The 13,317-nt window shown below is 70.2% G+C and carries 13 protein-coding genes; 7 read left to right on the top strand and 6 right to left on the bottom strand.

All coding sequences use genetic code 11. The features are described 5' to 3' along the window. Positions 1-12: 12 nt before the first annotated feature. Complete coding sequence (gene kdoO / locus BM140_RS14505; protein ID WP_091947513.1) at positions 13-882, bottom strand: Kdo hydroxylase KdoO; 870 nt, start codon at positions 880-882, stop codon at positions 13-15. 227 nt (positions 883-1,109) lie between these two features. Between kdoO and BM140_RS14510 the strand changes: the two genes are divergently transcribed. From BM140_RS14510 to BM140_RS14520, 3 genes are read left to right on the top strand one after another with little or no spacing between them, the layout of a single operon-like run. Next, positions 1,110-1,580 (top strand): RNA polymerase subunit sigma-70, encoded by a 471-nt coding sequence (locus BM140_RS14510; RefSeq protein WP_091947516.1) that lies wholly within the window; start codon positions 1,110-1,112, stop codon positions 1,578-1,580. Between the two features lie 4 nt (positions 1,581-1,584). Next, the gene (locus BM140_RS14515) at positions 1,585-1,989 is read left to right on the top strand and encodes a cupin domain-containing protein (protein ID WP_091947519.1); all 405 of its coding nucleotides are present in this window, start codon (positions 1,585-1,587) and stop codon (positions 1,987-1,989) included. A gap of 48 nt (positions 1,990-2,037) precedes the next feature. Next, on the top strand, positions 2,038-2,334 hold the full coding sequence (locus BM140_RS14520; RefSeq protein ID WP_091947522.1) for a hypothetical protein: 297 nt from the start codon (positions 2,038-2,040) through the stop codon (positions 2,332-2,334). Between the two features lie 65 nt (positions 2,335-2,399). Here BM140_RS14520 and BM140_RS14525 read toward each other — a convergent pair whose 3' ends face one another. Beyond that, complete coding sequence (locus tag BM140_RS14525; protein ID WP_091947525.1) at positions 2,400-2,867, bottom strand: Hsp20 family protein; 468 nt, start codon at positions 2,865-2,867, stop codon at positions 2,400-2,402. Positions 2,868-3,037: 170 nt separating this feature from the next. On the opposite strand from BM140_RS14525, the gene BM140_RS14530 reads away from it, so the two are divergent. From BM140_RS14530 to BM140_RS14540, 3 genes are all read left to right on the top strand, one after another. Then, complete coding sequence (locus BM140_RS14530; protein ID WP_091947528.1) at positions 3,038-4,033, top strand: alpha/beta fold hydrolase; 996 nt, start codon at positions 3,038-3,040, stop codon at positions 4,031-4,033. Next, a complete protein-coding gene (locus BM140_RS14535; protein WP_091947531.1) occupies positions 4,017-4,355 on the top strand; it encodes a hypothetical protein in 339 nt (112 codons plus the stop codon). Before BM140_RS14530 ends, BM140_RS14535 begins: the two co-directional genes overlap by 17 nt. A 329-nt stretch (positions 4,356-4,684) precedes the next feature. Beyond that, positions 4,685-6,364, top strand: a complete 1,680-nt coding sequence (locus BM140_RS14540) for a methyl-accepting chemotaxis protein (protein ID WP_091947534.1) — start codon at positions 4,685-4,687, stop codon at positions 6,362-6,364. Positions 6,365-6,373: 9 nt separating this feature from the next. Here the strand turns inward: BM140_RS14540 and hisN are convergent, their stop codons facing one another. From hisN to BM140_RS14560, 4 genes are all read right to left on the bottom strand, one after another. Then, positions 6,374-7,165 (bottom strand): histidinol-phosphatase, encoded by a 792-nt coding sequence (gene hisN, locus BM140_RS14545; RefSeq protein ID WP_091947537.1) that lies wholly within the window; start codon positions 7,163-7,165, stop codon positions 6,374-6,376. A 101-nt stretch (positions 7,166-7,266) separates the two neighbouring features. Beyond that, the gene (locus tag BM140_RS14550; RefSeq protein WP_091947540.1) at positions 7,267-9,273 is read right to left on the bottom strand and encodes an AI-2E family transporter; all 2,007 of its coding nucleotides are present in this window, start codon (positions 9,271-9,273) and stop codon (positions 7,267-7,269) included. A 121-nt stretch (positions 9,274-9,394) separates the two neighbouring features. Continuing rightward, positions 9,395-10,162: a LamB/YcsF family protein gene (locus BM140_RS14555; protein WP_091947543.1), complete on the bottom strand. Its 768-nt coding sequence runs from the start codon at positions 10,160-10,162 to the stop codon at positions 9,395-9,397. Next, a complete protein-coding gene (locus BM140_RS14560; RefSeq protein ID WP_091947546.1) occupies positions 10,159-10,485 on the bottom strand; it encodes a helix-turn-helix domain-containing protein in 327 nt (108 codons plus the stop codon). The genes BM140_RS14555 and BM140_RS14560 overlap by 4 nt, the downstream gene beginning before the upstream one ends. Positions 10,486-11,666: 1,181 nt before the next feature. On the opposite strand from BM140_RS14560, the gene BM140_RS14565 reads away from it, so the two are divergent. Further along, entirely contained in the window at positions 11,667-13,268 is a 1,602-nt protein-coding gene (locus BM140_RS14565; protein WP_091947549.1) for a TROVE domain-containing protein, read from the top strand. Positions 13,269-13,317 lie beyond the last annotated feature (49 nt).

Consider the following 13,317-nt stretch of genomic DNA (forward strand, 5'->3'; position numbering starts at 1 on the left):
CCGCCGTGACGCTCAGTGCTTGAGCGGCCGCCCGAGCTTCTTCGCGAGAATCCGCTGCGGGCTCTTCTCCGGGTCGGCCTGATCGGCCACCGCGAGATAGCCGGTCTGTTCCAGCATGTAACGCCCGCCCATGGCACCGTGCATCACCAAGTCCGAAAAGGTCACCCAGGTTTCGCCGGGCTGAAAATGCACGTCCGTCTGCGGCGCCCTCGCCTGATAGTCGAGGTCACGCTTCAGGGCGTCGTGCAGGTGCAGCATCAGGTGGTCGTATTCCGAGCGCTTGGCCTTGGTGATCTTGAGGGCGGCGAGAAGGCTCGCCGAGAGGCCGGAATAGCCCGGGAGCTTCGGCAGGAATTTTTCCGCCATGTCGCCGAACGCCTCGCCGACGCGCCAGTGGCGCGGCTGCCCCTCGGCGTTGATGTTGCGGAAGATGCGCAGGATGCGCCGCTCGCCGATCGGGTTCGAGGGGAAGGCATCGACATGCATCCGGGTGTCGTCGCGCCGCCAGCTGAGCTTGCGCTTGTCGACATCGAACGGCCGGTAGGAGGTGCCGGCCAGCGTCACCTTGCCCGAATAGGCCGGGAGGTACGTGGCGATCAGCGCTTCCGCGAAGTGGCGATAGCGCACCAGCAGGGCGCGGAGCCGCGCCTGCTCCTCGTCGCTGCCGGCCGCACCCCGCAACTCGGCGCTCTCGCTGCGGATCGAGACGTTCTTGGCCTTGCCGTCGGCGAAGGGCCGCTCGACGAAGCGCTGCTCGAAGGCGTCGAGGGGGAAGTCGAGATCGCGGAACACCAGCACCGAGCCGCTCTCCAGCGCCTCGACGAGGCCGGGCGCCCCCGGATTCGCCTCGCTACGGGAGACCGGGAGGATGGGGCTGATCATGTCGAAACGGCTCTCGCGCGATCCATTGGCGTCAGCGGTTTACCCGAGCGGGTCGATGGGTGCCAAGCCGGCAGGGTCGCAGGCGGCATCCGTGGTGGAAAGGCACGTCTGTTCGCGTTTTACCCCTTGTCACGCCCGTCCCGCGCGCGTCTCTTGGCCGGCAACCTCGGGCCTTCGCGCGGCGTTTCGCCGACGGGCCCGTTTCGGGATCGGGCGAGGAGCCGGACATGGCGACGCTGAAGGAGTTCGAGGAGGCCCTGCGCGAGCACGGTATGCACATGGCGCTCGCCCTGCTGGAGCGGCTGCGCGAGCGCGACCGGCAGACCCGCACCATCCGCCCGGCCCGCCGCCTCACGGGCCAGAAGATGACTCCTGAACTCGCCCGGCAGATTCAGGAGCTGCACGCCGCCACCGGCATGACCCAGCAGGAGATCGCCTTCAAGGTCGGGGTGAACCAGGGCCGGGTCAACGAGGTGCTGAAGCGCGGCAAGTGGCTCGACGACGATCCGCACGCCCCCGAGGCCATCGCCCGCGACCGGGCCAAGGCGCGGATGCGGGCCGACCCGAAGCCGCGTCCGACGCGAGTCATCGGCAAGTCGGCGGGGCAGACGGCGGCCAAGTCGGGTGCCAAAGCGGGTGCGAAGGCGGCCGCGCGCAAGCCGGCGCCGCAGGGCCAGTTCGCCTTCGGGGATCTGTGAGACGATGGGCGAGCCCGTCTGCCGCGTCGTCCGCCCGGGCGAGACCTTCACCGGCAAGCAGGCGCTGCTCTACGCCCCCGGCATCTCGGCGGAATCGGCCGGCTCCACCGGCATCCACCTGCAGATGGTGACGCTTCCCCCCGGCGCGCGGGCCAAGGCGCACAAGCACGAGGGCCACGAGACGGCGATCTATGCGCTCAGCGGCACCTCGCGGATGTGGTGGGGCGAAGCGTTGGAGCACCATGCCGAGCTGAAGCCCGGCGAGTATCTCTACATCCCGGCGGGCGTGCCGCATCTGCCCTACAATCCGAGCCCGACCGAGCCCTGCACGGCGATCATCGCCCGCACCGATCCGAACGAGCAGGAGAGCGTCGTTCTGCTGCCCCACCTCGACGGGATACATCCGTGAGGCGAGGCCGTTGAGACGGCAATTCGCTCTCTTTCGGATCCTTTCCCGATGCGCCTCGTCCTCGCCACCGCCCTGCTCGCCGCCGGCCTCGCCCCGGCCGCGGCGCAGCGCCCCTCGACCGTGGACATGACCTGCGCCCAGGCCCGCAACGTGGTGCTGCGCCAGGGGGCGGCGGTGCTCGGCACCGGCGGCCAGACCTACGACCGCTTCGTGCGCGACCGCAATTTCTGCGAGCCGACCGAGATCGGCCGCCGCGCCTTCGTCCCGGCCCGCGACACCCCGGCCTGCTTCGTCGGCTTCACCTGCTACGAACCGAGCCGGAACGACCGCTTCGGCGATTTTTGATCCGCACGAACGAAAACGCCCCGGCCTTTCGGCCGGGGCATTCCCCTGAGCGGGAGACCGCGGGATTACGCGGCCTGCTGCACCTTGCCCTCGATCACCGGCTGGCTCGACGCGCGGCTGGCGATCTCGATGCGGCGCGGCTTCTTCGCCTCCGGGACCTCGCGGACGAGATCGACGTGGAGGAGACCGTTCTCCAGGCTCGCACCCGTCACCTGGACGTGGTCGGCGAGCTGGAAGCGGCGCTCGAAGGCGCGGGCGGCGATGCCCTGATGCAGGACTTCCGCCTTGTTCTCGGTCGGCTGACGCTCGCCCTTGATGGTGAGAGCGTTCTCCTTCACCTCGATCGAGAGGTCGGCCTCGGTGAAGCCCGCCACCGCGACGGTCACGCGGTAGACGTTCTCGGCCGTGCGCTCGATGTTGTAGGGCGGGTAGGTCGGGGCCTGCTCGGCGCTCACGAACCCGTCGAGGGCCGCGAAGAGACGGTCGAAGCCGACGGTGGAACGGTACAGGGGAGCCAGATCGAACTGACGCATCACATATCCTCCGAAAGAAGCAACATGCTGTGTATGGTCGGGTCCGCCCGAGGGCCGGACCGTCGCGCCGCCGTATCGGCCGGCGCATCCGTGATATTGGTGGGGCGGAAAAACCGCGCAAGGGCGCGGATTCGAGAATTCTGCGAGGACCATGCAGGGATGAGCCGGCCGTGCTGACGCTGCGACCCATCCCTGGCCTGCCCGTGCCGCCGGGCGCCCGGCTCGTGCCGGTCGAGACCTCCGACGGCGTGCCGCTGCGGGCGGCGACCTGGCGCCCGACCACGCGGACCGTGAAGGGCACGGTCTGCCTGATTCAGGGCCGGGCGGAGTTCATCGAGAAATATTACGAGACGATCCATGAGTTGCGCGCCCGCGGCTTCTGCGTGGTCGCCTTCGACTGGCGCGGCCAGGGCGACTCGGGCCGGCAGGTGCGCGACGCCCGCAAGGGCCATGTCCGCCACTTCGACGATTATCGGCTCGACCTCCTGGCGGTCGCCGAGCAGGTGCTGGTGCCGTCCATGCCCGAGCCGCATTTCGGGCTGGCCCATTCCATGGGCGGCGCGGTGGCGCTGACCGGCGCGGCCGAGGGCTGGCTGCCGTTCCGCCGCCTCGTCACCGTGGCGCCGATGCTGGGCATCCGCATGGTGCGCTGGCCCGCGGGCGCCTCGCTGCTCGCCCGATGCTTACACCGGTTCGGCCTCGGTCGCTGCTACATCCCCTTCGGCAAGCCGCACTCGCTCGCGACGAAGCCGTTTCCCGGCAACCGCCTCTCGACCGATCCGGTCCGCTACGAGCGCAACGCCGCGGCCGCCCGCATCGTCGGCGCGGGCGCCATCGGCGATCCGACCATCGCATGGCTCGCCTCGGCCTTCCGGGCGATGCACGCCCTGGCCAAACCCGCCACGATCCGGCGCATCCGCATCCCCTGCCTGATCGTCGCCGCAGGCGCCGACCCTGTCTGCAGCACGCCGGCCACCGAGCGCTTCGCCGCCCGCCTCAAGACCGGCCACCTCATTGTCCTGCCCGGCGCCCGCCACGAGATCCTGACGGAATGCGATGCCGTGCGGGCGGATTTCTGGGCCGCGTTCGATGCGTTCATTCCGGGGCACGAGATGGCTCGCCCCCCTGTCGATGCAGCACAAACGCGACATGCGGCGATCGGCTGATGAAATAACGGCCGAGGAATCGTTCGTACGAACGGTCTCCGGGCTGATCGCCCTTGCGATCAGCTACGTCCTGAGCTTCGTCGCAACGGGTTGCCTTGCTGCACCGTTCATTGGAGGCGGCTGGAGTTTCATGCTAGCCACGGTCGGTGCCTTCATCGGCTTGCCCTTCCTGGCCTTCGCGGTCCTCGGATTTTTGATCTTTGATCGCTCTGTCCGGACCCGTCCCGGACTCTGGTGCGTTGCCGCGCCGCTCCTCGTGACCGCCGCTTGGCTTGCTGCGGATTACGGATTCAAGCACGTCCATGGGGGCTGCCGTTTCTGACCTACCTCACGCGCGATGGACGATGGGAGGCCGTGTTCGTGCTGGCGACTTCGAGCATGGCCGCCGTATCCTTCTAACTCTTGGAACCCCAGGCGCGCTGGCGCGTCGCGCGGGCATGGCGTCGCCGAACAGGCTATCACTGAAAAAAATTACTGAGCTAAAGCGTATAAAAGCGATCATGGGAAATAAATTTCTGAAATTCTTACCTGTTTCTCCAAGGTAGCCTTTTATTGCTCTGAAAATCATAGATTTGCCGGCTCGATTTAAGATCCAGGTAAGCGCCCGCCGCACAAAGCTGCCTCGCTCGTCCACGATCACCTGGAATTTCGATGCGCATTACCCTCGGGCACAAGCTCGCGGTCGTCGTCGGCCTGCTCGGCTTCGTCGCCGTCGGCATCTCGGCCTTTGCGCTGAGCCAATCCGAGCAGGCACGCCAGCGCGCCGCCGCGACAGAAGCGGTGTGGGACGCGGCCCTTCAGGCCCGCACCCTCGCCCACGCCATCGAGCACGCCGTGGTGCAGGCGACCTCCCTCTACACCGCCGGGGACACGGAGGAGGCCAAAACGCATCTCGCGGCGTTGCAGGAGGCGCTGGCCGAGGTCGAGCAGGCCCGTGGGCCCTTCCTCGCGACAGCCGACGCGCAGCTCACCCCCGAGCGCAAGCGCCGCCTCGATCTCGCGGTCAAGGAGTTCCTGGCCTACCAGACCGAGACGGCCGAGATGGGCCTGACGGTCTCCCCGAAAGCCGCCCTGATCCAGGCGACCGACGAGGCGACGGTGAAGAACCGCGAGCGCATGGTCACCGAGATCAACCGGGTCGGGCGCGAGGTGCTCGCCCATCTGGATGTGCAGCGCCACGCAGCGGCGGCAGCGGAGCGGCAGGCGACGCTGACCTTGATCGGCGCGCCCGCGCTGGCGCTGGTGATCGGGCTGGCGGCGGCGTTCTGGATCATCGCCACGCAGGTGCAGCGCCCCCTCGACCGCCTGCGGGCGACGATGCGCGACCTCGCCGCCGCCCGCCTCGACCTGTCCGTTCCCTTCACCGGCCGCCGCGACGAGGTCGGCGAGATGGCCCGCGCGATCGAGGCGTTCCGCGCAGACCTGATCGAGAAGCGGACGCTCGACGCCGAGGCCGAGGCGCGCAACACGCGGGACGCGGCCCGCGCGCGGCATCTCGCCGGGGCGACGCAGGCGTTCGAGGCCGAGACCGGCCGCACCGTCGCGGACCTCGCCCGTTTCGCCGCGACGATGCAGGGCGCCGCCGACGCGCTCTCGGAGGTGGCGGGTGACACCACCGCCCAAGCCGTGCGGGTGGCGGCGGCCTCGAACCAATCGGCGGGCCTCGTCCACGGCGTCGCCAGCGCCGCCGAGGAATTGTCCAGTTCCGCCCGCGTCATCGAGGAGCGGGTGCGCCACACCAGCGAGATCGCCACCCTCGCCATGACCGACACGCAACGGCTCGAGTCCGTGGTCGCGTCGCTGTCGCGGGCGGCGAGCGAGATCGACCTCGTCGTCACCCTGATCCGCAACGTGGCCGAACAGACCAACCTCCTGGCGCTCAACGCCACCATCGAGGCGGCGCGGGCGGGCCCTGCGGGCCGCGGCTTCGCGGTGGTGGCCGCCGAGGTGAAGGAACTCGCAGGCCAGACCGCCGCGGCCACCGACCGGATCACCGGGCAGGTCGCCGCGATCCAGTCGGCGGCGGACGGCACGGTCTCGGCGATCGGCTCGATCGGCCATACCATCGCGCAGATGAGCGAGATCGCCGCCGACGTCGCGGTCGCTGCCGAGCAGCAGGGGCAGGCGAGCCAGGAGATCGCCAGCGCCATCGCCAAGGCGGCGGCCGATGTCAGGACCGTATCCGAGAGCATCGGCCGGGTGCAGGAGGCGGCGGCCTCCAGCGAGGCGCGGGCGGATCAGGTCCGCGACAGCGCGCTGCAGGTGAATGCCGGCTCGCACGGCCTGCGGATCGCGATCGAGGCCTTCCTGGGCCGCGTCCACGCCGCTTGATGGCCTTCCTTACGGGTTGAGCCGCTTGAGTGCCGCCTCGTGCAGGCGCGGGCTGCCGGCGGCCACGATCCGGCCGCCGCCGGTCGCCGGGCCGCCGTCCCAGGTGGTGACGACGCCGCCCGCGCCCTCGACGATGGGGATCAGCGCGACGATGTCGTAGGGCTTGAGGCCCGCCTCGACCACGAGATCGATCTGGCCCGCCGCCAGCATGCAATAGGCGTAGCAATCGGCGCCGTAGCGCGACATCCGCACCGCGCCCTCGACCGAGCGGTAGCGCTCGGCCTCTTCCCCGTCCGCGAACAGGCGCGGATCGGTGGTGGCGAGGATCGCGCCGGAAAGCGCGTCGCAGCGGCGGGTGTGGAGCGGGCGCTCGCCCTTGAGGCTGCGCACGCTCGCGGTCTTGCCGTCGCCGAGGAAGCGCTCGTTCAGATAGGGCTGGTGCATCAACCCGCGCACCGCGACGCCGTGATGCGTCAGGCCGATCAGGGTGCCCCAAGTCGGCAGGCCGGCAATGAAGGCGCGGGTGCCGTCGATCGGGTCGAGCACCCAGACGCATTCGGCATCGGTCCGCTCGGCGCCGAACTCCTCGCCCAGGATGCCGTGGCCCGGAAACCGATCCTGGATCATCCGCCGCATCACGACTTCCGCGGCGCGGTCGGCCTCGGTGACCGGATCGAAGGCGCGGCCGGTGCCGTGGGACTTGTCGTCCAGGCCGAAATGCGCCCGGAAGAACGGCAGGATCGCCGCTCCGGACTGGGTGGCGAGGTCTTCCATGAACCGGGCGAGATCGACGACGCTCATCGAAGGGGCGGCCTCCTGTTGCCCGATGATCGAAGCCGCCGGGAGGCCGCCGCGTCAACCCGGCGGGGCGATTGATCCTCGGATAGCGGCCTCGTGCGGCCTCATGCGGGCTCGGGCAGCGCCTGACGCGGCGGGGTCGCGGCCTCGCGGCGCTCGGGCTCCGCGAGGCTCATCCCCTCGCGGGCCAGCGTCAGAACGGTCTCGACGAGGTCGCGCAACGAGGTGACGTGGTCGTCGGCGCCGAGCTTGGCCCGCAGGGTTTCGTCGGACAGCATCGGCTCGTCGAGGCGCCACAGCCCGGCCACCACCGGCACCGCCTCGAGCTTGCGCCGCAGCCGGCCGACGAGGCGGCTCAGATGCGCCGGCTCGCCCGACAGCGCCAGCGAGATCACGCAGACCGCCTGCGGCGAGCCGGGATCCCAGGCGGCGAGCCGCACGCGGGCGACCTCGGCGAAGGGCACCTGCCGCGTGCCGAAGCCGCGCTTGCGCAGGAGCTGGTCGGCGATGGCGGTCGCCGCCCCGTCGAGGAATCCCCGGCCCGCGACGAGGAGCACCGCCCCCTCCTGCCGCCATGCCTCCGGCAGGTCGTCCGGCGAGGGGTCGGGGATCGGCTCGGACGAGCAGGCGAGGTCGCCCTCGGCCGGCGGGATGAGCTTGGGCGTCTTGTCGGGCTCGGGCAGCCCGTCCTCGCGCTCCTCCAGATCCTCGACGAGCGCCGTGATCGAGGTGCGGATATCGGCCTTCTGGTCCGGGGTCAGCACGCCGCGGGCGGCGTCGCGGGCGGCGAGTTCGAGGCCCTTGAGCACCACGTCGTCGTAATAGGCCGAGAGCGAGCATTCCCGCAGGATCATCTCCGCGTGCTCCTGCGCCTCCTCGGGATCGTCGGCGAGCATGCGCTGGTAGAAGTTCTCGACCGGGGTCAGCGCCGGGCGGTTGCTGAACAGCACGTCGAGGAATTCGAGGCGGTCGACGTGGCGCCCGAGCACGACGAGGCAGACGGTCAGCGGCGTCGAGAGCAGCAGGCCGACCGGTCCCCACAGCCAGGTCCAGAACAGCGCCGAGATCAGCACCGAGAACGGCGACAGCCCGGTCGAGTGGCCGTAGACCAGGGGCTCGATCACGTGGCCGACCAGCGGCTCGATGACGGCGAACAGCACCAGCGTCGCCAGCATCATGCCCCAGCCCGGATCGACCGCGGCGGCGAGCGCCAGCGGCAGGATCGCCGAGAGGACGGCGCCGATATACGGCACGAACCGCATCACCGCCGAGAAGATCGCCCAGAGCACCGGGTTCGGCACGCCGATGATCCAGAGGCCGATACCGATCACGACGCCGAAGGCGGTGTTGAGGGCGAGCTGGCCGAGGAAGTAGCGCGACAGCCGCCGCGCCGCGTCGTCCATCGCCACGGTGGTGCGGTGGAGGTCGCTGGAGCCCGCGAGCCGGATCAGCCGGTCGCGCAGATCCTCCCGCTGCATCAGCACGAACAGCAGCACCACCACGACGATGCCCGCGGTGGCGAGCGGCTGCATGATGGGTGAGAGCACGGTGGTGGCGAGTTCGAGCGGGCTCGGGCGGCGCTCCTCGACCTGCACGATGACGGGCTTGGGCGGTTCCGCCTTGGCCGGCGGGTTCTGGCGCTTCTCCGGCTCGGGCTTCTTCTCCTCCTCGCCGCCCTGGTGGATCGCCCGGTTCATGTTGGCGATGTAGTCCATGGTCTGGCCGAGCGAGCCCTCGCGCAGATTCTGCACCTTGCGCTCGATCGTCTTCTGGTAGCGCGGCACGTCCTGCACGAGGTCGGCGACCTGCACGCCGATGATGGCCGAGAGGCCGCCGATCACCCCGCTGGCGAACAGCACGGTCGCCAGCACCGCGACGATGCGGCCGAGCCGCAGCCGGCGCAGCAGGTTCACCAGCGGGCCGAGCACGAAGGACAGGAGCACCGCGATCGCGAGCGGGATCAGCACTTCGCGGCCGAGATAGAGTCCGGCGACGATGATCGCGAACACCACCATGGAGGAGGCCAGCGGGGCGCCGGGGGTCTCGGCGGCGGTGATGCGAGTGGGACGGGGCGGGACGACGAGACCGTCGCCGGAGGTGAACTTCTTCATATCGGCCCGGATGTCCCGACGCTGCCACGCTCGGCCGCGTCCCTCGGGGCGCCGCCGCTCAAGAAACCGTGAGCGAGGCCGTTTCGATCCCTCGGATCATCCCGCGACGCGGCATCGTCCGTCACGACTCCGCGAAAGGTCGGAGCGAGAAGCCGGCGGCCTCCAGTCCGGTGCGCACCGCCCGCGCCATCGTGAGCGCCGCCGGGTTGTCGCCGTGGACGCAGACGGTGTCGATCGTGACCGGAATCCTTTGGCCGCCGATCGTGAAGACGGCGCCCTCTGAGACCATGCGGACGACGCGGGCTGCCGCCTTTCCGGCATCGTGGATGACCGCGCCCGGCATGGCACGCGGCATCAGCGTGCCGTCGGCCGCGTAGCCCCGGTCGGCGTAGATTTCGCGCACGAGCCGCAGGCCCGCGCGCTCGCCCGCCCGCTCGGCCGGCAGGCCCGGCATCACCACGAGGACGAGATTGCGATCGACCCCCGCGACCGCGCGGGCAAGGGCATCGGCGACGGCGTCGTCCTCGTTCGAGAGGTTGGCCAGCGCCCCGTGCGCCTTCACGTGGGTGACGCGCGCGCCGGCGAGCGCGGCGCAGGCCTGGAGCGCGCCGATCTGATAGGCGATGTCGCGCTCGATTTTTCTGGGATTGTCCTCGATGCGCAGGCGGCCGAAGCCGCGCAAATCGAAGAAACCCGGATGGGCGCCGATGGCGACGCCCCGCGCCTTCGCGGCGGAAGCGGTCTCGACCATGATGTCGGGGTCGCCCGCGTGGAAGCCGCAGGCGACGTTGGCCGAGGTGACGATGTCGAGAAGCCCCGCATCGTCGCCCATGCGCCAGGGACCGAAGCCCTCGCCGAGATCGGCGTTGAGATCGATGCGGGCGCTCACTCGGCCGCCCGCATGGAACTCGACGTCGCTTTTTTGGGACTTTTGCCGCCCGGACTCCCGCAGGTCTCTTCGGTGTCGGCCCTCGGCCGCATCAGAACGCCGAAACCTTCGCTCTCGCTGCCGATGAAGCGGATGCCCTCCCCTTCCAGCACCGAGCGGATCGAGGCCAAAGTCTTGGTCCTGGGCGCCACCTGATCGCTCTCGATCATGTTGAGCGTCACCACCGAGACGCTGGCGCGACTGGCCAGCACCCCTTGCGTCCACTTGAGCAGGCCGCGGCCGGCGCGGATCTGGGCGGGGGTGATCGGGTGGGAAAGGTCCATGACCCGGAGATGGTCGAAGCTGAAAGAATTTTCAAGTTTCGGGTTGACGCCGGAGGGGTGTGACCGTATCCACCTCGCCATCGGCCTGCCGGGCCGGTGATCCGGGGTTATCGCTCCAACCGGACGCTCGCGGTCTGCTAGCCGCGAGGGTGCAATGCCCAGTCCGCCTCGATCGTTCATGACCGGCAGTTCGACCCTGATACCATCGGCGCGGGCCGGTGGGCGCTCGGTTATCCGCCTGCAATGCGAAAACCCCGATCGCCCGTTCTCACGCCCGCGTCTCCTTCTGGCCCCGCCTCGACGGTGCATCGCATGTATAGGAACGACCTCAGCGTCGCCGCCTGCGCCCGTCCGGGTCGCGAGCGGCCACTATCCGGCAAAAGTATCGGCAACGCGGGCCGATAGCGGACGGTTATCTGCAAAGTCGAAAGCCTCACGCTTCCGAGCGGGAGTTTCGATTGTCCGCAAGGACATACCCGTCCGCAACGACATGCCCGCGTGACCGCCGCGCCGCCCTCTCGCGAGGCGGCGGGCCGGATTCACCCTTCCCCATCTCCTCCTCTCGACGGCCTGCGGGCCGATCGGGGACGGTCATCGGTAGAGCGCCGCGGGCATGGCTCGCGGAGGTCGCGGATTCGAATTCCGCCGGACCGCGAGGTCCGTAGCTCAGTCTTCCCGTCCCCGGCCCCCACGCCCGCAGGACCGCTCGCGAGCCAACACTAGGAAAATCGTCCGGCCGCGCGGGCCGAAGAGGAAGGGTTACCATCACCCTGGGGTTGTCGCGGGTTCGATCCCCGCCGGGCCGTAAGGCCCGTAGCTCAGTCGGTAGAGCGCCAAACGCCCTTCCTCACACCATGACCGCGCGACTCCGGACGGTTCGGCACGGGCCGGACGGCGACGGTGATCGGTGGGACCGGGTCGGGCTCTCCGGAGCCCCGGCCGTCATAAGGCACCCGGTGAGGTCCGTCGCCCGAGATCGCACGCCTGTGCCGCAAGGTCCGGAAGAGAAAGACGAAATCCGGCCGCGCGGGCCGAAGGGCGAGGGTCGGCCGGATCCCGGGGTTCGACTCCCGGGGGCGCCGCGAGGCGTCCGGAATTGCTTGGCCCTCCCACGACCGCGCGTCCGCAACGAGGCACGGGACGCAGATGGCCTGCGCCCCGCTGCAGAGAAGGAGCGAGTGATGTTGAACTATGGCAAGCTGTTCTCGCTCCGGCGCAATCCGCAGTCGGAGCCGATTCCCCGCACCGTGCCGAATTCGGCCGGCGGCCATGCCTTCGCGATCAGCGATTGGGCGCGGCTCGACCGCTTCCTCGTGCTCGGCAGCGAGGGCGGCTCGTACTACGCGGGTGAACGAACCCTGACGCGGGAGAACGCGGCCGCGGTAATGCGCTGCATCGCGCAGGACGGCGCGCGGGCGGTCGCCACGATCGTCGCGGTGAGCGAGGCGGGCCGGGCTCCGAAGCAGGACCCGGCGATCTTCGCCCTCGCGCTAGCGGCCTCCGCGGATTCGGAGGCGACGCGCCGGCTCGCGCTCGCCGCCCTGCCCCGCATCTGCCGCACCGGCACGCACCTGTTTCAGTTCGCGGATGCCGTCGAGGCGATGCGCGGCTGGGGCCGGGGCCTGCGCCGCGCGGTCGGCGACTGGTACCGGGCGCGTCCGGTGGAGGCGCTCGCCTACCAGGCCGTGAAGTATCGGCAGCGTGGGGGCTGGTCGCACCGCGACCTGCTGCGGCTCGCGCATCCGGAGACGGACGAGCCGGCCCGCAAGGCGCTGTTCGACTGGATCTGCCGCGGCACGCTCTCCGAGGAGGCGCCCGCGCTGGTCCATGCCTTCGCGGCCGTGCAGTCCGAGGGCGTCGACGGCGCCTTCGCGGCGGCGCAGGTGCGCTCGCACGGGCTGCCCTGGGAGGCTTTGCCGACCGGGTTGCTCACGAGCCGTGCGGTGAACGAGGCCCTGATCGAGCGCATGCCGGTCGGTGCCCTGGTGCGCCAGCTCGGCCGGCTCACCGCGGCGGGGGTGCTCGCGCCCTTCACCGCCGGGACCGAGCACGTTGTGTCCGTTCTCGCAGACCGGGAGCGCCTGTTGAAGGCGCGCCTGCATCCGATGGCCCTGCTCATCGCGCTCAAGACCTACGCGTCGGGGCACGGGCAGCGCGGCCGGCTCTCCTGGGAGCCGGTCGGGGCCATCGTCGAGGCGCTGAACGCCGCGTTCTACACCGCCTTCGCGGCGGTGGAGCCGACGGGCCAGCGCCTTGTCTTGGCGCTCGACGTGTCGAGCTCGATGGGAATGGGCTCGGTGGCGGGCTCGGCCCTGACGCCGCGGGAGGCGGCCGCCGCGATGGCGCTCGTCACCGCGGCGACCGAGGAGCGCTGGCAGGTCGTGGGCTTCACAGGTGCCCGTGACCGGAACCGCAACGAGGGGCTGACCCCGCTGCCGATCGGGCCGTCGATGCGGCTCGATCAAGCGGTGGCGGCGACCGCCGACCTGCCGTTCGGCAGCACCGACTGCTCGCTGCCGATGCGGTGGGCGCTGGAGCGGGGCGTGAAGGCCGACGCGTTCGTGATCTACACGGACTCGGAGACCTGGGCCGGCCCGGTCCACCCGGTCGAGGCGTTGCGCCAGTACCGGGAGCGGACCGGGATCGCCGCGAAGCTCGTGGTCGTGGGGCTCGTCTCCAACGGCTTCAGCATCGCCGACCCGGAGGATGCCGGCATGCTCGACGTGGTCGGCTTCGACACGGCCGCCCCCGCGCTGATCGCGGATTTCCTCCGCGGCGGATGACCCGAGGGGCGGACGGCCCAACGCCGCCTGCCCCGCCCCCGACGACAAA

Source organism: Methylorubrum salsuginis, assembly GCF_900114375.1.
GTDB lineage: Bacteria > Pseudomonadota > Alphaproteobacteria > Rhizobiales > Beijerinckiaceae > Methylobacterium > Methylobacterium salsuginis.

Coding starts and splice junctions, on each gene's coding strand:
- kdoO (WP_091947513.1), bottom strand. CDS start 882: ATGATCAGCCCCATCCTCCCGGTCTCCCGTAGCGAGGCGAATCCGGGG.
- BM140_RS14525 (WP_091947525.1), bottom strand. CDS start 2,867: ATGCGTCAGTTCGATCTGGCTCCCCTGTACCGTTCCACCGTCGGCTTC.
- BM140_RS14540 (WP_091947534.1), top strand. CDS start 4,685: ATGCGCATTACCCTCGGGCACAAGCTCGCGGTCGTCGTCGGCCTGCTC.
- BM140_RS14550 (WP_091947540.1), bottom strand. CDS start 9,273: ATGAAGAAGTTCACCTCCGGCGACGGTCTCGTCGTCCCGCCCCGTCCC.
- BM140_RS14515 (WP_091947519.1), top strand. CDS start 1,585: ATGGGCGAGCCCGTCTGCCGCGTCGTCCGCCCGGGCGAGACCTTCACC.
- hisN (WP_091947537.1), bottom strand. CDS start 7,165: ATGAGCGTCGTCGATCTCGCCCGGTTCATGGAAGACCTCGCCACCCAG.
- BM140_RS14535 (WP_091947531.1), top strand. CDS start 4,017: ATGCGGCGATCGGCTGATGAAATAACGGCCGAGGAATCGTTCGTACGA.
- BM140_RS14565 (WP_091947549.1), top strand. CDS start 11,667: ATGTTGAACTATGGCAAGCTGTTCTCGCTCCGGCGCAATCCGCAGTCG.
- BM140_RS14520 (WP_091947522.1), top strand. CDS start 2,038: ATGCGCCTCGTCCTCGCCACCGCCCTGCTCGCCGCCGGCCTCGCCCCG.
- BM140_RS14560 (WP_091947546.1), bottom strand. CDS start 10,485: ATGGACCTTTCCCACCCGATCACCCCCGCCCAGATCCGCGCCGGCCGC.
- BM140_RS14510 (WP_091947516.1), top strand. CDS start 1,110: ATGGCGACGCTGAAGGAGTTCGAGGAGGCCCTGCGCGAGCACGGTATG.